The organism is Cupriavidus basilensis (assembly GCF_000876015.1).
Classification (GTDB): Bacteria; Pseudomonadota; Gammaproteobacteria; order Burkholderiales; family Burkholderiaceae; genus Cupriavidus; species Cupriavidus basilensis_B.
Genome location: NZ_BBQM01000022.1, coordinates 96,673 through 113,833, shown reverse-complemented (window position 1 = coordinate 113,833; position 17,161 = coordinate 96,673). Strand labels below are relative to the sequence as shown.

At 70.0% G+C, this 17,161-nt stretch carries 17 protein-coding genes; 10 read left to right on the top strand and 7 right to left on the bottom strand.

All coding sequences use genetic code 11. The features are described 5' to 3' along the window. Positions 1–20: 20 nt before the first annotated feature. From KF708C_RS23890 to mpl, 5 genes are all read right to left on the bottom strand, one after another. A complete protein-coding gene (locus KF708C_RS23890) occupies positions 21–2,165 on the bottom strand; it encodes a ribonuclease catalytic domain-containing protein (RefSeq protein WP_059413501.1) in 2,145 nt (714 codons plus the stop codon). A gap of 182 nt (positions 2,166–2,347) precedes the next feature. Further along, a complete protein-coding gene (gene fabG, locus KF708C_RS23885; protein WP_020204298.1) occupies positions 2,348–3,088 on the bottom strand; it encodes a 3-oxoacyl-ACP reductase FabG in 741 nt (246 codons plus the stop codon). 98 nt (positions 3,089–3,186) lie between these two features. Further along, a complete protein-coding gene (locus KF708C_RS23880; RefSeq protein WP_020204297.1) occupies positions 3,187–3,780 on the bottom strand; it encodes a chorismate--pyruvate lyase family protein in 594 nt (197 codons plus the stop codon). Positions 3,781–3,787: 7 nt separating this feature from the next. Beyond that, positions 3,788–4,408, bottom strand: a complete 621-nt coding sequence (locus tag KF708C_RS23875; RefSeq protein ID WP_020204296.1) for a YqiA/YcfP family alpha/beta fold hydrolase — start codon at positions 4,406–4,408, stop codon at positions 3,788–3,790. Positions 4,409–4,420: 12 nt separating this feature from the next. After that, positions 4,421–5,812, bottom strand: a complete 1,392-nt coding sequence (gene mpl, locus KF708C_RS23870) for a UDP-N-acetylmuramate:L-alanyl-gamma-D-glutamyl-meso-diaminopimelate ligase (RefSeq protein WP_059413500.1) — start codon at positions 5,810–5,812, stop codon at positions 4,421–4,423. A gap of 177 nt (positions 5,813–5,989) precedes the next feature. On the opposite strand from mpl, the gene KF708C_RS23865 reads away from it, so the two are divergent. From KF708C_RS23865 to KF708C_RS23820, 10 genes are all read left to right on the top strand, one after another. Then, entirely contained in the window at positions 5,990–6,700 is a 711-nt protein-coding gene (locus KF708C_RS23865; RefSeq protein ID WP_059413499.1) for a hypothetical protein, read from the top strand. An 87-nt stretch (positions 6,701–6,787) separates the two neighbouring features. Then, the gene (locus KF708C_RS23860; RefSeq protein WP_020204293.1) at positions 6,788–7,333 is read left to right on the top strand and encodes a TlpA family protein disulfide reductase; all 546 of its coding nucleotides are present in this window, start codon (positions 6,788–6,790) and stop codon (positions 7,331–7,333) included. A 217-nt stretch (positions 7,334–7,550) separates the two neighbouring features. Further along, positions 7,551–8,045, top strand: coding sequence for a type II 3-dehydroquinate dehydratase (gene aroQ / locus KF708C_RS23855; RefSeq protein ID WP_020204292.1), 495 nt, complete (start codon positions 7,551–7,553; stop codon positions 8,043–8,045). Positions 8,046–8,208: 163 nt separating this feature from the next. Then, the gene (gene accB, locus KF708C_RS23850; RefSeq protein ID WP_020204291.1) at positions 8,209–8,667 is read left to right on the top strand and encodes an acetyl-CoA carboxylase biotin carboxyl carrier protein; all 459 of its coding nucleotides are present in this window, start codon (positions 8,209–8,211) and stop codon (positions 8,665–8,667) included. Between the two features lie 182 nt (positions 8,668–8,849). Then, positions 8,850–10,217, top strand: a complete 1,368-nt coding sequence (gene accC, locus KF708C_RS23845) for an acetyl-CoA carboxylase biotin carboxylase subunit (protein WP_020204290.1) — start codon at positions 8,850–8,852, stop codon at positions 10,215–10,217. Positions 10,218–10,420: 203 nt separating this feature from the next. Continuing rightward, positions 10,421–11,335, top strand: a complete 915-nt coding sequence (prmA, locus tag KF708C_RS23840) for a 50S ribosomal protein L11 methyltransferase (protein ID WP_029043874.1) — start codon at positions 10,421–10,423, stop codon at positions 11,333–11,335. 9 nt (positions 11,336–11,344) lie between these two features. Beyond that, positions 11,345–13,144 carry a DUF3426 domain-containing protein gene (locus tag KF708C_RS23835; protein ID WP_059413498.1) on the top strand — a complete coding sequence of 600 codons (1,800 nt, stop codon included), beginning with the start codon at positions 11,345–11,347 and terminating at the stop codon, positions 13,142–13,144. 95 nt (positions 13,145–13,239) lie between these two features. After that, entirely contained in the window at positions 13,240–13,740 is a 501-nt protein-coding gene (gene tpx / locus KF708C_RS23830; RefSeq protein WP_020204287.1) for a thiol peroxidase, read from the top strand. A gap of 120 nt (positions 13,741–13,860) precedes the next feature. Then, entirely contained in the window at positions 13,861–14,808 is a 948-nt protein-coding gene (locus KF708C_RS23825) for a carbohydrate kinase family protein (protein WP_020204286.1), read from the top strand. Between the two features lie 19 nt (positions 14,809–14,827). Further along, positions 14,828–15,295 (top strand): membrane protein, encoded by a 468-nt coding sequence (locus KF708C_RS23820; RefSeq protein ID WP_020204285.1) that lies wholly within the window; start codon positions 14,828–14,830, stop codon positions 15,293–15,295. A 350-nt stretch (positions 15,296–15,645) separates the two neighbouring features. Here KF708C_RS23820 and KF708C_RS34830 read toward each other — a convergent pair whose 3' ends face one another. Together KF708C_RS34830 and KF708C_RS35885 are read right to left on the bottom strand one after the other, a co-directional pair. Further along, entirely contained in the window at positions 15,646–16,182 is a 537-nt protein-coding gene (locus tag KF708C_RS34830) for a histone H1-like DNA-binding protein (RefSeq protein WP_081651466.1), read from the bottom strand. A gap of 598 nt (positions 16,183–16,780) precedes the next feature. Further along, positions 16,781–17,146, bottom strand: a complete 366-nt coding sequence (locus KF708C_RS35885; RefSeq protein WP_156173934.1) for a hypothetical protein — start codon at positions 17,144–17,146, stop codon at positions 16,781–16,783. Positions 17,147–17,161: the final 15 nt, after the last annotated feature.

The following is a 17,161-nucleotide window of genomic DNA, read 5'->3' as shown; positions in this document are numbered from 1 at the left end:
CCCCGTTTTTTCCGAGGGCGTCAGGCGCCGCCGCCGGCGCCGGTGTCGCGTGCGCCCGACGAAGCGTCGCCGGCGTCGCCCGGCGCGCCGGCGGCATCGGCGGCGTCGCCGTCCTGCGCCGGTGCCTCCACGGCAGCGCCGTCCGCGCCGCCCTCGGCAGCCGCCTGCGCGGCCTCCTCGGCGGCGGCTTCGGCGGCGGCCTCGGCCGACACCTCGGCGGCCTCGTCGTCGCCTTCCAGTTCTTCCGAGGGCAGCTCGCCCTCGCCAGCGAACACTTCCAGCACGCGGCACGACACCTCGAGCGAGATCTCGTCGGTGGCGCCGATCTCCAGCAGCACCTGGGTGCCGCGCGCGGCCTGGGCCAGCTCGGGCACGCGCGTGACCAGCGGGATCTCGGCAAAGCGCACCGCGCCTTCCTTGAGCACCGAGGCCATCATGCGCTCGCGCTTTTCCTGGGCCAGCCAGCGCAGGCACCAGTAGCGCTCCATCGTGGACTGGTGGTCGGCGTAGGCCGCGTAGGTGCCTTCGAAGTCGGCCACGGCGGCCAGCAGGTCGGCGTCCTTGGGCTTGAACGGCGCCACCAGCTTGGCGGTGACGCCGTGCTGGGCCACCGCCAGGATCTGCCACTGGTTGACCAGGTCGACGTAGCGGCGCAGCGGCGAGGTGCTCCACGCATATTGCGCCACGCCCAGCCCCTCGTGCGGCGCCGGGTAGGTCTGCATGCGGGTGCGGTGCATGCCCCAGGCCTTCTGCGTGCGGTAGATGCCCGGCACGCCGTGGTCGGCCAGCAGCTTGCCCCAGGTGCTGTTGGCCAGGATCATCAGCTCGGCCACGATCTTGTCCAGCGGCGAGCCGCGCCGGCGCTGCTCGATGCGCACGCGCTCGCCGCCGTCCGGCAGCGCGTCGAGGTAGAAGTTGTAGTCCGCGCGGTTGTGCGATTCCGGGCGCAGGCCGCTGGCCAGGCGCGCCTTCTGGCGCTCGTCGTGCAGCCAGCCGGCGAAATGCCAGAGCTGGGTCAGCTCGGGGCGGAACGGATAGTCGCCGGTGCCGGCAGCCAGCGCGGCCTCGGTCACTACGTCATCGAGCAGGTTGTGGCGCAGGTTGGCGGCGATCATGACCATCTCGGCGCGGGTCTCGCTGCCAAGGATCATCTGCAGGGCCGGGTCGTAGTCGACGTAGAGCGACAACGCCGGGCATTCGCGCCCTTCCTGCAGCGTGTAGCGCTCCACCACGGCGTCGGGCAGCATGGTGATCTTGTCGCCGGGGAAATAGACCGTGGACAGGCGCTGGCGCGCCACCGCGTCGAGCGGCTCGCCGCGGCGGATGCCCAGGCCCGGCGCGGCGATGTGCACGCCGACGCGGATCTTGCCGCCGTCCAGCGGCGTGACCGACAGCGCGTCGTCGATCTCGGTGGTGGTGACGTCGTCGATCGAGAACGCCTGCACCGCCGCGCGCGGCAGCTCGCCGGCCGGCTCGGGCACGGCCACCTCGGGAAAGCCGGTGCCCTTGGGGAAGCATTCGGAGAGGAACTTGGCCTCGTGCAGCGCGCGCGGGCTGGCGATGCCGCCCACCGCCACCATCAGCCGCATCGGCGACATGCCCAGCGCGGTGCAGGCGGCGTCCATCGCCTTGTATTCGAGGCTGTTCTTGTCGGGCTTGAACAGCAGTTGCAGCGCCTTGCCGCGGAACGCATCGGGCAGCGCCAGCGCCTTGAGCTGGGCTTCGTACTCGGCCTGCACCTGGGCCTGCTGCTTCTTGCGCTCGAGCGCGGCCAGCGCGGCCTTCAACTGGTCTTCCGGCGCGCGCTGGTAGCGGCCCCGCCCCTTGCGGCGGAAATAGACCGGGTTGCCGTGCAGCGCCTGCGCCAGCGCGGCCTGCTGCACCACGCCCGCGCCCGCGCCGTAGTATTCGGCGGCCAGGTCGGCAAAGCCGAACTCTTCCTCGGCCGCGCATTCCCACAGGAAGTCCAGGTCGATCTCGCCGACCAGCTCGGCGGTCTGGCGCACCAGCTCGATCGCCGAGGGCTGCGCAAACTGCAGCAGCACGTCGCGCGACTTGACCTTGGTGCGCTTGCCCGCGGGCAATTCCACCTGGTAGGCCTCGCCCTGCTGGGTCAGCACGGTGCCGGCGCGAATCTCGCCGCCTTCTTCGAACAGCAACTGCATGGATCGGTACTTTCAGAAATGCCGGGAGCCGCCCGGCGAAGCCGGCGCCTGGCGTCGGGCAACGCCGCTCGGAACGGCCCGGTGAGAGAAATGAAGCAAGGAGCCGCCTTCAGGCGAGGCGGCGACCGGACCCGAGATGATACCGCACCGCGCCGGCCGCCAGCCGGGCGCGGCCCGCCGTGCTACAGCGACATGCCGCCGCTGGCCTCGATCGCCACGCCGTTGACGTAGCTGGCGTCGTCGCTGGCGAGGAAGGCGTAGATGCTGGCGATCTCGGCCGGCTCGGCCAGGCGGCGCAGCCAGCACGCGGACTTCATGCCGTCGAGCACCTTCTCCGGCACCGTGCGCAGGATGTCGGTGGCGACGAAGCCCGGGCACACCGCGTTGACGCGCACGCCCTTGGGGCCCAGCTCGCGCGCCCAGGTCTTGGTGAAGCCGATCACGCCGAACTTGGTGGCGGCGTAGTTGGTCTGGCCGAAGTTGCCGTACAGGCCGACCACGCTGGATGCATTGAGAATCACGCCGCGGCCCTGCTCGACCATGATCTCGGCCACCGCCTGCGCGCAGTTGAACACGCCCTTGAGGTTGACGTCGATCACGGCGTCGAACTGGGCCTCGCTCATCTTGACCAGGCGCGCGTCCTTGGTGATGCCGGCGTTGTTGATCAGGATGTCGATGCGGCCGTGCGCGGCCAGCGTGGCGGCCACGGCGGCGTCGACTTCGTCGCGGTGCGTCACGTCGACCTTGAAGGCCAGCGCGGTGGCGCCGGTCTGCGCGATCTGCGCCGCGGCGGCGTGCACGCGCTCTTCCTGCACGTCGCACAGCACCACGATCGCGCCTTCGGCGGCGAAGCGCTGCGCGGTGGCAAAGCCGATGCCGGCAGCCGCGCCGGTAATGATGGCAACCCGTCCCTGCAATTTCATGATGTCGGTCCCTAGTTCCTGGTGGCGTTGGTGGTGGTGGGGGCGCGGTTGGTGTTGGTAGGTTTACCTGTGTTCGTGTCGATGTCGTGACCGTGGCTTCACTGGCCGCCGGCGAGCTCCGGCGCGCGGCGCGCGCGCAGGTCGGGCAGGAAGACCTCGGTCACGAGCATGGCGCCGCCGCCGCGGCGGAACAGCGAGCGGCGTGCCGGCAGCGTCACGTTGGGGGCCAGTTCGCGCATGGCCGGCACGGCCAGCGCCAGGCGCCGGCGCAGCGGGTGGTGCGCCGGCAGGCGGGCAAACGCGAACGGCTCGCGCCGCACGCGCGGGTCGACGAACAGCGCGCCGCCGAGCGGGCGCTCGCCCAGGCCGCGCAGGAAGGGCCAGTCGCGCCGGGCGTGCGCGGCCACCACCACGGTGTGGGCGAAGATGGCCGGCGTGCCGTCGCACACCAGCAGCACCTCGCGCGCCAGCGCGCGGCGGCGCGCCGGCAGCCCCAGCGCCTGCCATTCGTCGGCCAGCGCCACTTCCATGCGCTGCGCCAGGCGGCGCACGCGAAAGCGCGCCGAGGCGGCCACCAGCCGGGCGGTCAGCGAGCCCTCGCCGCACACCCAGCGCCGCAGGTTGGCGCCGATGGCGCGGTCCTCGGGCAAATGGGCGTGCCAGGCGCCGCGGCGCAGGTGCGCCGCCTTCATGCCGCGCTCATGCCGGCATCCCCGGCCCGTCCTGCGGCACCGGGCCGCCGGGGCCATAGCCGCAGAAAGCCAGCACTTCGTCGACATAGTCGGCGAATTCGCTGATGCCGTGGTCGCTGCCCTCGATCACGCGCGTGCGCGCGCCGGGAAACGCCGCCAGCATCTCGCGGTGGTCGAGCACCTCGTCGCCGGTCGCGGCCAGCAGGAAATAGCGCTCGGGCCGCGTGATCGTCTCGACGCGCAGGGCCAGCAGTTCGTCCAGATGATGGCGCTCCACGCGCACCGAGCCGCCGCCGTGCCACAGCGGCTGGTCGCCCAGGTAGCGCTCGAGGTCGGTCCATGGATGCACGGCCGGGTTGAGCAGCACCGCGCGGCAGCCGTGGCGCTCGGCCAGCCAGCGCGCGTAGAAGCCGCCCAGCGACGAGCCGATGATGGCCAGCGGCTGCGCGCCGCCGGCCTGCGAGGCGGCGATGGCGGCCTCCGCCTGGGCGATGGCCGCCGCCGGCGACACGTTCAGCACCGGGCAGGCGTAGTAGCGCGCGGCGCCCCAGGCGCGCATGCGCTCCTGCACCATGCGCGCCTTGAACGACTGCGGCGAGGAACGGAAACCATGCAGGTACAGCAGCATGCCGCGCCCCGCTCAGGCCGCCGCGCCGGCGGCGAAGGCATCCAGCAGCTTCTGGTGCACGCCGCCGAAGCCGCCGTTGCTCATCACCAGCACGTGGTCGCCCGGGCGCGCCGCGGCGCGCACCGCCCGCACCAGCGCGGCGAGGTCGCTGAAGGCGGCGGCGCGCTCGCCCAGCGGCGCCAGCGCCTCGCCCAGGTCCCAGCCGAGCGCGTCCTTGCCGCTGGCCGCGCCGTAGCCGAACACGAGGTCGGCCGCTTCCAGGCTGGCCGGCAGCTGCGCCTTCATCACGCCCAGCTTCATGGTGTTGGAGCGCGGCTCCAGCACGGCCAGGATGCGCGCCGCGCCGACACGCCGGCGCAGCCCCGCGAGCGTGGTCTGGATGGCGGTGGGGTGATGGGCGAAATCGTCGTAGACGGTGATGCCGCCGGCCTCGCCGCGCACCTCCATGCGGCGCTTCACGTTGGCGAAGCGCGCCAGCGAGTCGATGGCCTGCGCCGGCGGCACGCCCACGTGGCGCGCCGCGGCGATCGCGGCCAGCGCGTTCATGCGGTTGTGGGTGCCCTGCAGGGTCCAGTCGACGCGGCCTTGCACGGCGTCGCCGAACCACACGTCGAAGCGGTCCCGCTCCGTGTCCGCGCCGGCCAGCTCCACCGGTTCGCCGGCGCGCCACTCGCCCAGGCCAAACTGCTCGGTCTCGCTCCAGCAGCCGCGCTCCAGCACGCGCGCCAGGCTTTCCTCCATGCCGTTGACGATCAGCCGGCCCTGCTCGGGCACGGTGCGCACCAGGTGGTGGAACTGGGTTTCGATCGCGGCAAGATCGGGGAAGATGTCGGCGTGATCGTATTCGAGGTTGTTCAGGATGGCCGTGCGCGGACGGTAGTGGACGAACTTGCTGCGCTTGTCGAAGAAAGCGGTGTCGTATTCGTCGGCTTCGATGACGAAGAAGTCCGATGCCGTCACCCGCGCCGACACGCCGAAGTTCTGCGGCACGCCGCCCACCAGGAAGCCCGGCTGGTAGCCGGCATCTTCCAGGATCCAGGCCAGCATGGAGGTGGTGGTGGTCTTGCCGTGCGTGCCGGCCACCGCCAGCGTCCACTTGCCGCGCAGCACGTGCTCGCCCAGCCACTGCGGGCCCGAGGTATAGGGCAGGTTGCGGTTGAGGATGGCCTCCATCAGCGGATTGCCGCGCGACACCACGTTGCCGACCACGAACAGGTCCGGCTCCAGCGCCAGTTGCGCCGGGTCGAAGCCCTCGATCAGCTCGATGCCCTGCGCCTCGAGCTGGGTGCTCATGGGGGGATAGACGTTGGCGTCGCAGCCGGTCACGCGGTGGCCGGCCTGCTTGGCCAGCACGGCCAGGCCGCCCATGAACGTGCCGCAGATGCCGAGGATGTGAATATGCATGGGAGTTCGGGTCGCGGGGCGGGCCTGGCGGGCCGGGCCCCTGTTGCTACGGGATGGAAAGGGATTGTACCCGAGGGGTATGGCGGCAATTGCCGGTATCTCGCCGGCGCGCGCGAACCCGCCCCGCCGCGTAGACTCTAAGAGTCCAGCCTCCTCCCCCTCCGGTATCATCCCTCCATGTCCCGTCGCACCCCCCTCGACCCCATCCGCCTGCGCGAGGAAATCGCCCAGGCCGCCGCCCGCATGATCGCGGAAGACGGTGCCGACTACGCCACCGCCAAGCGCAAGGCCGCGCGCCAGTTGCTGGGCGACGTGCGCGTGGCCGGCGAGTGGCTGCCCGACAACGAGACCGTGGAAGCCGAAGTGCGCGCCTACCAGGCGCTGTTCCACGCCGACAGCCAGCCCCGCATCCTGGCCCTGCTGCGCCGGCTGGCGCTGCTGGCCATGCGCGACCTGGCCGGCTTCCGGCCCTACCTGGCGGGCGCGGTGCTCAACGGCACCGCCACCGAGCATTCGGACATCTATCTGCAATGCTTCTGCGACAGCCCCAAGGACCTGACGCTGCACCTGCTCAACGCGGGCGTCGATTTCGACACCAGCGAATCGCGGCATTTCGCCGGCCGCGGCGACGTGGAGACGCTGAGCTTCCTGTGGAAAGGCCAGTGGCCGGCCCAGCGCGAGGCGCGCCTGCTGGCCGGCGAGGTGCGGGCCGAACTGGGCCAGCCGGTGGGCATCCACATCGCGCTGTATGATGCGGACGACGAACGCGGCGCGGTGCGCGCCGATGCCGGCGGCCGCGTGGCGCGGGCCGACCTCGCCGCCGTGCAGGCGCTGGTGGCGGCCACGCCGGACGCGCCGGATGCGCCCGGCACGCCGGCCGCCGCCTGACCCGCGCTGGCGCCGTCATAGTCATATATAGAAGAGCTTCCCGCCACCGCCGCGCCTTGCGCCTGGTTTCCGACTCCTGCCACCGCCATGACCACTGCCACCACCCGCCCCGCCCGCCGCAGCCGCCTCTGGATCTGGCTCGTCGCCATCGCCGCCGCCGTGGCGGGCGCCCTTGCCGGCCACTACGTGTTCTCGCCCCGGCCGGCGTCCGACGCCGCCGTGGAGACCTTCCTGAGCACCGAGCTGCCCGACCCGCAGGGCGGCAAGCTGCGGCTGGCCGATTTCCGCGGCAAGACGGTGGTGGTGAACTTCTGGGCGCCGTGGTGCGGCCCGTGCGTGGAGGAAATGCCCGACCTGACCGCGCTGTACCAGGAGTATTCGGGCCGCAAGGTGGAATTTGTCGGCATCGGCATCGATTCGGCCAGCAACATCCAGCAGTTCATCAAGAAAGTGCCGGTCGCGTATCCGCTGGCGGTGGCCGGCTTCGCCGGCACCGAGCTGTCGCGCAACTTCGGCAATGCGGCCGGCGGCCTGCCTTATACGGTGGTGATCGCGCCGGACGGCACCGTCACCTACCGCAAGATGGGTAGGGTTTCCCCCAATGACCTGCGTGCTGCACTGCCGCGCGGATGACGGCGAGACGCTTGATTTGCGGTGAATTTCAACTAACCTTGTTCGATTGTCCCGTAATTTTTGCGAATTAGCCTCGAAACCGCAAAACAGGCCGGCACCGGCCCGGAAATGCCGCCGGAAGACCGGAAATCGAGGCTGCCCTATGTCTGCGCTGCTAGACAAATCACTCTAAGCTACGGTAATCTCCGCGCAATTTCGTTGAAATGGTCGAGTCGCCGTGATCGATACGCCGCCAGAAAGCCGCTCCGCCCGCTACCGCAAGGTGCTGGTCCTGCACGGGCCCAACCTGAACCTGCTGGGCACGCGCGAGCCGCAAACCTACGGGCATACGAAGCTCGTCGACATCGACCTGGCCCTGGCGCAGCGTGCGCGCGAAACCGGCCTCGCCCTGGCGACGTTCCAGTCCAACCACGAGGGTGCGCTGGTGGACCGCATCCATGCGGCGCGCGACGAGGGGGTCGACTTCATCATCATCAACCCGGCCGCCTACACGCACACCAGCGTAGCCTTGCGCGACGCGCTGGCCGGGGTGGCGATTCCGTTCGTCGAAGTCCATTTGTCGAACGTGCATCGCCGCGAGAACTTCCGTCATCACTCCTTCTTCTCCGATATCGCGGTCGGAGTGATCTGCGGACTTGGCTGGCAAGGCTACCTGCTGGCGCTGGACTATGTCCTCGGGCAGGCGCCTGAACCGGCGCCCCCCGCGGCCTGACCCGCCCGCTGATTTCGATTTCATCGACGATGACCGCGCCCCCGGCGCCTGCCCTGCCCGCTGCTCGCGGTGGACGGAGGCAATACGCCGGACGCATGCAATTTACCCGGACGCAGCCGCCCCAGCGCAGCGCGCCGGACAACCCGATTCAGGAGGATAGAAGATGGACCTGCGCAAGCTGAAGACGCTGATCGACCTGGTGGCCGAGTCCGGCATCTCCGAGCTGGAAGTCACCGAAGGCGAAGGCAAGGTACGTATCGTCAAGGCGCCGCCCCAGGTCGTGGCCGCGCCGATGGCCATGCAGCCGATGCAGGCGCTGCCGCCCGCGGCCGCCGCTCCCGCCGCCGCGGTCGCCAGCGCCGAGCCCGCTGCGCCGCAGCTGCCGTCCGGCCATGTCGTGACCTCGCCGATGGTCGGCACCTTCTACCGCGCGCCGTCGCCGGGCGCGGCCGCCTTCGTCAACGTGGGCGACACCGTCAAGGAAGGCCAGACGGTCTGCATCATCGAAGCGATGAAGCTGCTCAACGAAATCGAATCCGACAAGGCCGGCGTGATCAAGGAAATCCTGGTCGAGAACGGCCAGGCGGTCGAATACGGCCAGCCGCTCTTCATCATCGGCTGATACTGATCGGCATGCCGCGCCGCCCGCAGCCCGCGCCGGAAGATCCGGACGGCCGCGCCGGCGCCGGCGGACCGGACGCTCCCCGTCCGGCTGCCAGTTCCTCCGCCCGCACTCCGGCCGCGCCGCCGGGGGCGCCACGAGCCACCGCGGCGGGACTGCCCTTCTCCTCGCAGAGAGTGACTATGTTTGAAAAAATTCTGATCGCGAACCGCGGTGAAATCGCCCTTCGCATCCAGCGCGCCTGCCGCGAACTCGGCATCAAGACCGTCGTGGTGTATTCGGAGGCCGACAAGGAAGCCAAATACGTCAAGCTGGCCGACGAAGCCGTCTGTATCGGCCCGGCGCCGTCGCCGCTGTCGTACCTGAACATGCCGGCCATCATCTCGGCCGCCGAAGTGACCGACGCGCAGGCCATCCACCCGGGCTACGGCTTCCTGTCGGAAAACGCCGACTTCGCCGAGCGCGTGGAAAAATCGGGCTTCGTCTTCATCGGCCCGAGCCCCGAGAGCATCCGCCTGATGGGCGACAAGGTCTCGGCCAAGCAGGCCATGATCAAGGCCGGCGTGCCGTGCGTGCCGGGCTCGGAAGGCGCGCTGCCGGAAGATCCCAAGGAAATCCTGGCGACGGCCCGCAACGTCGGCTATCCGGTCATCATCAAGGCCGCCGGCGGCGGCGGCGGGCGCGGCATGCGCGTGGTGCACACCGAGGCGGCGCTGGTCAACGCGGTCAACATGACGCGCGAGGAAGCCGGCCGCGCCTTCGGCAACCCGGAGGTCTACATGGAGAAATTCCTGGAGAACCCCCGCCACGTCGAGATCCAGATCCTGGCCGACCAGCACCGCCAGGCGGTCTGGCTGGGCGAGCGCGACTGCTCCATGCAGCGCCGCCACCAGAAGGTCATCGAGGAAGCGCCCGCGCCGCACATCCCGCGCCGCCTGATCGAACGCATCGGCGACCGCTGCGCCGAGGCCTGCAAGAAGATGGGCTACCGCGGCGCCGGCACCTTCGAGTTCCTGTACGAGAACGGCGAGTTCTACTTCATCGAGATGAACACGCGCGTGCAGGTCGAGCACCCCGTCACCGAGATGATCACCGGCATCGACATCGTGCAGGAGCAGATCCGCATCGCCTTCGGCGAGAAGCTGCGCTGGCGCCAGAAGGACATCCAGCTGCGCGGCCACGCCATCGAGTGCCGCATCAACGCCGAGGATCCGTTCAAGTTCATTCCGTCGCCGGGCCGCATCACCGCCTGGCACATGCCGGGCGGCCCCGGCGTGCGGGTGGACTCGCACGCGTATGATGGCTACTTCGTGCCGCCCAACTATGATTCGATGATCGGCAAGATCATCACCTACGGCGCCACCCGCGAGCAGGCCATCGCCCGCATGCGGATCGCGCTGTCGGAAATGGTGGTGGACGGCATCCAGACCAACGTACCGCTGCACCGCGAGCTGATGCTCGATGCCAACTTCGTCGAAGGCGGCACCAGCATCCACTATCTCGAGCATCGCCTGGCCCAGAAGACCGTGGCCAAGGGCGGCAAGATCTGAAGCCCGGCGCGGCCTAGTCCACTGCGTCAGGGAAAACGCCCCGGGTCGGCTGTGCATCGAGGTCGCAGGCCAGGCGCAAAGCGCCGCAATAGCTCGCTATTGCGAGCATCTGCAACGACGCATGCGGCCTTGAGGCGCAGTCGAACGGGGGGCTTTGGAAATGACGCAGTGGACTGACAACAACGGATCGACAAGGATCGCCAGTGGCATTTCAGGAATGTGTGATTGAAATCGCACAGGACCAGGCCGAAGCCTGGTCCGACGCGCTGTTCGACCTCGGCGCGCTGTCGGTCTCGGTGGAAGACGCCGATGCCGACACGCCCGACGAGCAGCCGCTGTTCGGCGAGCCCGGGCTGGAACCCACCCGCCTGGCGTGGAACCGTTCGCGCGTGGTGGCGCTGTTCGACGACGCCACCGACCCCGCGCTGGCGGTGGCCGCCGCGGCCAACGCGCTCGGCGCCGCCGAGGTGCCGGCCTACGCGCTGCGCCCGGTCGAGGACCAGGACTGGGTGCGCCTGACGCAATCCCAGTTCGCGCCGATCCGCATCGGCGAGCGCATCTGGGTGGTGCCGTCGTGGCACGAGGCGCCCGAGCCCGACGCCGTGGTGCTGGAGCTCGACCCGGGCCTAGCCTTCGGCACCGGCAGCCACCCGACCACGCGGCTGTGCATGCAGTGGCTCGAGCAGAACCTCGGGCCGGGCGAGTCGGTGCTCGACTACGGCTGCGGCTCGGGCATCCTCGCCATCGTGGCGAAGAAGCTCGGCGCCGGCGCCACGCTCGGCATCGACATCGACCCCAACGCGGTGGAAGCCTCGCGCCACAACGCGGAACGCAACCGCGTCGAAGCCACCTTCGCGCTGCCGGAAAGCGTGTCCGAGGCCAGCTACGACCTGGTCGTGGCCAACATCCTGTCCAACCCGCTCAAGGTGATGGCCGCCATGCTGAGCGCGCGCGTGCGCCCGGGCGGCCGGCTGGTGCTGTCCGGCGTGCTCGAGCGGCAGGCCGACGACGTCGCCGCCGCCTATGCGCCCTGGCTCGCCATGTCGGTATGGCGCAGCGAGGAAGGCTGGGTGTGCCTGCACGGCACCCGCGGCGAAGGCGCCGGCGTCCCGCACTGAGCCCCGCCGATGGCCGCAGCCAAGCTCGTCACACGTTGCCCGGCCTGCCGCACCGCCTTCCGGCTGGTAGCCGACCAGTTGCGCCTGCGCCAGGGGCTGGTGCGTTGCGGCCAGTGCGACACCGTGTTCGACGCGCGCGAGCACCTGATCGAGCTGCCCGCGCCCGAGGCGGCCCCCGAGACCACCCCCGCGCCCGCACCGGACGCGCCGGCGCCGGCAGCGCCACCCGCGCACGGCGAGCCACGCCATCGCGCCACGCGCGCCACGCACGAGAAGACCTTCGAGGACGCCCATGACGGCGGCCACGAAGGCGCCCATGAAGACACCCACGAAGCCGCGCATGCGCGCGCGACACGCGCCCCGCGCAAGCGCGCGCATGCCGGGCCGCATGCCGAGCCACATCCCGCGCCGGATGCGCCCGCCGAGGCCGGACACGACGCGCCGGCCGCCGTTCCGCCCTTTACCTCGCCCTTTATCCCGCCCTTCGACCCCGGCTACGACGTGCCGGCGCTCGACGCGCCCACCGTCATGCTGTACCAGACGCAGGCCGAGGCCGACCAGGCCGTGCAGGCGGCCGAGGCCGCCCGGCAGCAGGAACAGCATGCAGGCAGCGCCGCCGCGGAAGACGACGAACCGTCCGCGGTCTTCGTGCCCGGCGTGATCGAGCCGGAGCCGGACGAAGCCGCCACGCGCGAAGATGGCGATGCGCCGGCGCAGGCCGGGACCACGGCAGCCGGGTCCGCGGCCGAACCGCCCCGGGAGACGGAAGCGGTGGAAACGGTGAATGCGGCGGAAGCGACGGCAGCGACGGAAGCGGCCGAGACCACGGACACCGCCGAAGCCGCTGCGGCGCCCGCCGCCACGCCGTGGCCCACGCTGGACCCGAGGACGCTGTCCGACGACCTGCCGCCGTTCGCGCCCGCCGCCGCGCCCGAGGCCGCCGGCATTGCCCGCGCGGCGCAGGCGGACACGGCAGCGGCTGCGCAAGCCAGCGCATCGCTGCCGCCGCTGCCGCCGGAAACCGGCAGCGACGACGCCGCGCACGCGGCCGGCATCGCCGCCGACATCACGTCCGACACCGCGCTCGGCGTCACGTCCAGCATCACCGCGAGCGCCACGTCCGGCATGGCGCCCGCCGAGACCGCCGCCATCCCGAGCGCGGGCGGCTACCTGCGCGCCGAAGCGCAGGACGATTTCCCCGAGATTCCCGCCGCCATCGCGCGCGAGCAGGCGGTGCGCCAGTGGACCAGCCAGAACGCGCCCGACGCGCCGGTGTTCGCGCCGGACTTCCTGCGCCACGCGCGCGAGCGCGATCCCGGCCCCGCGCGGCGCAGGCGGCGCCTGCAGAAGGCGGCCATCGGCGTGCTGGCGGTGGCGGCGCTGGCGCAGCTCGCCTTCCTCGCGCGCAGCCAGCTCGCCGGCCAGTTCCCGGTGCTGCGCCCGGCCTTCGAGGCGCTGTGCGCGCCGCTGCGCTGCGAGGTGGCGCCGTGGCGCGACATCGACGCGCTGCGCATCGAAAGCTCGCAGTTGCAGAAGCAGGACGAGGAATCCGACGCCTACCTGCTGGCCGTCACCATGCGCAACCAGAGCCGCGCCACGGTGGCGCTGCCCGCCATCGAGCTGGTCATGACCGACCTGCAGGACCAGCTCCTGCTGCGCAAGGTGCTGCAGCCGGCCGACTATCTCGAGCCCGCGCAGAAGGCGTTCGCCACGCTGGGCCTGCGCGCCGGCACGGAGCTGCCGGTTCGGGTACGATTCCGCACGCAGCAGGCGGCGGCCAACTACCGCGTGCTGATCTTCTACCCCTGAATTCCAGACGGGTCCGACGCCCGCCCCGGGCGTTCCCGTCGCGCCCCCGGGACCCGCACCGCGCGTGCGGGCCCACCATTCACACAGGAGCACATATGAGCAGCGTCACCCTCGGCGGCAACCCCATCGAAGTCGGCGGCAAGTTTCCGCAAGCCGGCGACAAGGCCCCCGCCTTCTCGCTGGTCGGCAAGGACCTGAAGGACGTCGCGCTGGCCGACTTCGCCGGCAAGCGCAAGGTGCTCAACATCGTCCCGAGCCTGGACACCCCGGTCTGCCAGACCTCGGCGCGCAAGTTCAACGAGGCCGCCAGCGGCCTGGCCAACACCGTGGTGCTGACCATCTCGGCCGACCTGCCGTTCGCGATGAGCCGCTTCTGCACCACCGAAGGCCTGGCCAACGTGGTGCCGCTGTCGCTGATGCGCGGCGCCGGCTTCAAGGACAGCTACGGCGTGGACATCAAGACCGGCCCGCTGGCCGGCGCGACCGCGCGCGCGGTGGTGGTGCTCGACGAGAACGACACCGTCAAGTACAGCGAGCTGGTGCCCGAGATCAAGAACGAGCCGAACTACGATGCCGCCCTGGCCGCGCTGAAGTAAGCGCCGCGCCCCGCGGTCCGGCCACCCGGTATCATGGGTGGCCTTTTTTTCGGCGGCCGCCGGCCAGCGCGCGCCGCCGGCCATCACCCGATCACCCGATTACCTGCATTTGGAGAGAGCATGTCCAGCCTGATCTGTGGCTCCGTCGCCTACGACACCATCATGACGTTCGAGGGGCGCTTCCGCGAACACATCCTGCCCGACCAGATCCACATGCTGAACGTGTCCTTCCTGGTGCCGGGCATGCGCCGCGAGTACGGCGGCTGCGCCGGCAACATCGCCTACACGCTCAAGCTGCTGGGCGGCGACCCGGTAGTCATGGCCACCGTGGGCGTGGACGCCGAGCCCTACCTGCAATACCTGCGCGAACTCGGCATCGGCACCGAGCACATCCGCACCCTGCCCGACACCTTCACCGCGCAGGCGATGATCACCACCGACCTGGACAACAACCAGATCACCGCCTTCCACCCGGGCGCGATGAACCAGTCGCAGCTCTCGCACGTGCAGGACGCGCTCAAGGGCGCCAACCCGCCGGCGCTGGGCATCGTCGCGCCGGACAGCCGCGAGGGCATGCTGCACCATGCGCGCCAGTTCGCCGACGCCGGCGTGCCGTTCATCTTCGACCTGGGCCAGGCCATGCCGCTGTTCAACGGCGAGGACCTGCGCCAGTTCGTTGAACTCGCCAGCTACGTCACGGTCAATGACTACGAAGCCCAGGTGCTGCTCTCGCGTACCGGCTGGACCAGCGAGCAGGTCGCCGCCCAGGTGCGCGCCTTCATCGTGACCCACGGCGAGAAAGGCGCGAGCGTCCACGCCGACCAGCGGCAGTACAATATTCCGGCCGTGCAGGCGGAGCGCGTGGTCGATCCGACCGGCTGCGGCGATGCCTTCCGCGGCGGACTGCTGTACGGCATCGAGCAGGGCCTCGACTGGGAAACCACCGGGCGCCTCGCCAGCCTGATGGGCTCCATCAAGATCGCGCACCAGGGTCCGCAGAACCACAAGCCGTCGCGCGACGAAATCGGCCAACGCTTCCAGTCGGCGTTCGGCTATCGCTACGAGTAACTTTTCCGGGATCGATCTCATGCATACCCTGATTCGCACCAGCGCCCTCGCGCTCGCCGCAGCCGCCACCCTCGTGGCCGGCTGCGCCTCGCAATCGAACTCCGCCAGCATCTACACGCCGGGCCAGGCGCAGCGCGAGCAGATCCTGCGCTTTGGCGTGGTCGAGAGCGTGCGCGAAGTGCTGATCCAGGGTGAGCAGACCGGCGCCGGCACCATCGCCGGCGGCGCGATCGGCGGCATCGCCGCGGGCAGCACCATCGGCAGCGGCGGCGGCTCGGTCGCGGCCGGCGTGCTCGGCGCCGTGCTCGGCGGCATCGCCGGCAGCGCGGCGGAAAACCGGATCAACCAGCGCCGTGGCCTGGAGATCACCGTCAAGCTCGACAACGGCGAGATGCGCGCGATCGTGCAGGACGCCGACGAAGCCTTCCGCCCGGGCGAGCGCGTGCGCCTGCTGTCCTCGGGCGGCACCACCCGTGTCACCCACTAGGAAGTTACCCTAGGACGATCCTGACGCCGTTGCGGGGCCCTGCCGCGGCGGCATTACGGAGATCCACCAGCGGTCCACCTACGGGTCCACCAGCGGGTCCGTCTGCGGGTTCACCCGCAGGCCCGCCAGGCCGCTCGCCGAGGCGCCGGCTCCCACACGGAGCGGCGCCTTTTTCATTGGCCCTGCGCCGCGCTGCGCCGGTCCGCGCGGGCATGAAAAAACCCGCCGGGCTTGCGCCGTCGGCGGGTTGGCAAGACTGGCGTCTTGCAGACCGGATACCGCGTATCCGGTCAGTGCGGCACGCGCTGCGTGCCTTGGGGATTCCCGCAGGAATCCGTCAGCGGCACGGCTTACGGACGGGTGCCCGTCGGGAACGGCCATGCAGCGGCCGGGTTCAGCACGGTCTTCGAGGTCGTTGCGGGCGCGGCAGCAGGCGCAGCGGCAGGCTTGGCAGCAGGCGCAGCCTTCTTGGCGGCAGCCTTCTTGGCCGGGGCCTTCTTGGCAGCAGCCTTCTTGGCCGGTGCGGCCTTCTTGGCGGCAGCAACCTTCTTGGCCGGCGCAGCCTTCTTGGCGGCAACCTTCTTGGCCGGTGCGGCCTTCTTCGCCACGACCTTCTTGGCAGCAGCCTTCTTGGCCGGTGCGGCCTTCTTCGCTACGACCTTCTTGGCGGCGACCTTCTTGGCCGGCGCTGCCTTCTTCGCTACGACCTTCTTGGCAGCAGCCTTCTTCGCCGGCGCAGCCTTCTTGGCCGGTGCAGCCTTCTTCGCCACGACCTTCTTGGCGGCGACCTTCTTCACTGCGGCCTTCTTGGCCGGGGCTGCTGCCTTCTTGGCAGCAGGCTTGGCGGCTTTCTTGGCCGCCGGTTTCTTCTTTGCAGTCGTTGCCATGGATAACTCCTTCACTAGAGAGTGAATATCGAATGACCTAAGTTGGCGACCCGACCGACCCGAGGCGCGATACAGCGCTGCGACCCCAATCGAGCGAGCGATTCATCGGCGCACGGCAACACTGCGTCCGCACGCTAATGAATTCGGTGGCAGGGGCACCGCGGCGCGCGGTGCGAATGTGGTCAAGCGGAGCCCGCAACCGGGCTTCTGACGCTTGCCGCGCCCTGGAATATTCGGTCTGCCCGCGCCATCCGCCGGATCGGCGCGCAGCATCAATAGAAGAGATATCGGCCGGCATTGCCGCGATGCGGGCTAGGCCACGCGCACCACGGTCTGCATTCGTCTGGGGGTAGTTCGCCCATCCCGCTACTGGGCCAAAGGAGACTGCACGCGTTTTAGAAAACCAGTACGGCTTGGTCTGCGTCAAAGTTCTGGTGCTCCTGAGCTACCTGTCTCATTGCATCGAAGCGGGGGGCGCTTATCGTGGCGGAGCGCATCGCTCATCGTGAAGCATCGCGTCCGACATCATCGTTCGAGCTTGCTTCGATCCTGCCAACTACGACTACGACCACGGCCATGCAATGAAGTGAGACTCTTGTCAAGGCGAATCATAATTCGTTTGTTCGGCGATGTTAAGAAAAAAGTGCAAAAAAACACGCGCGCGCGCATGACAACTTCTTCGTCGCCATCGCAGCGCTTCGCCGGCCTGCGCTTCACCTGCGCGCGACGCGCTCTCGACGCGTTCCATCGCATGCGAAATCGCCTCGCGCGAGCCCGCTGACGCGACAAGAAAAGCGGCATCGCGAGAGCGCGGAACCCTTGCCGCGATGCTTCGGATTTTTCCTCGCGCACGTCGCCGCGCGCGCTGCCGGCGCGCATGCGCGGCCTCTTCACCGCCGCTGACGTCATCCCGGAAAGCCGCGCCGGCAAAGGCTTTGCGGGAAGCGGCAATGCGCTCGCGCAAGCGCGGCGCGCGAGC

Coding starts and splice junctions, on each gene's coding strand:
- KF708C_RS23890 (WP_059413501.1), bottom strand. CDS start 2,165: ATGCAGTTGCTGTTCGAAGAAGGCGGCGAGATTCGCGCCGGCACCGTG.
- fabG (WP_020204298.1), bottom strand. CDS start 3,088: ATGAAATTGCAGGGACGGGTTGCCATCATTACCGGCGCGGCTGCCGGC.
- KF708C_RS23880 (WP_020204297.1), bottom strand. CDS start 3,780: ATGAAGGCGGCGCACCTGCGCCGCGGCGCCTGGCACGCCCATTTGCCC.
- KF708C_RS23875 (WP_020204296.1), bottom strand. CDS start 4,408: ATGCTGCTGTACCTGCATGGTTTCCGTTCCTCGCCGCAGTCGTTCAAG.
- mpl (WP_059413500.1), bottom strand. CDS start 5,812: ATGCATATTCACATCCTCGGCATCTGCGGCACGTTCATGGGCGGCCTG.
- KF708C_RS23865 (WP_059413499.1), top strand. CDS start 5,990: ATGTCCCGTCGCACCCCCCTCGACCCCATCCGCCTGCGCGAGGAAATC.
- KF708C_RS23860 (WP_020204293.1), top strand. CDS start 6,788: ATGACCACTGCCACCACCCGCCCCGCCCGCCGCAGCCGCCTCTGGATC.
- accB (WP_020204291.1), top strand. CDS start 8,209: ATGGACCTGCGCAAGCTGAAGACGCTGATCGACCTGGTGGCCGAGTCC.
- accC (WP_020204290.1), top strand. CDS start 8,850: ATGTTTGAAAAAATTCTGATCGCGAACCGCGGTGAAATCGCCCTTCGC.
- KF708C_RS23835 (WP_059413498.1), top strand. CDS start 11,345: ATGGCCGCAGCCAAGCTCGTCACACGTTGCCCGGCCTGCCGCACCGCC.
- tpx (WP_020204287.1), top strand. CDS start 13,240: ATGAGCAGCGTCACCCTCGGCGGCAACCCCATCGAAGTCGGCGGCAAG.
- KF708C_RS23825 (WP_020204286.1), top strand. CDS start 13,861: ATGTCCAGCCTGATCTGTGGCTCCGTCGCCTACGACACCATCATGACG.
- KF708C_RS23820 (WP_020204285.1), top strand. CDS start 14,828: ATGCATACCCTGATTCGCACCAGCGCCCTCGCGCTCGCCGCAGCCGCC.
- KF708C_RS34830 (WP_081651466.1), bottom strand. CDS start 16,182: ATGGCAACGACTGCAAAGAAGAAACCGGCGGCCAAGAAAGCCGCCAAG.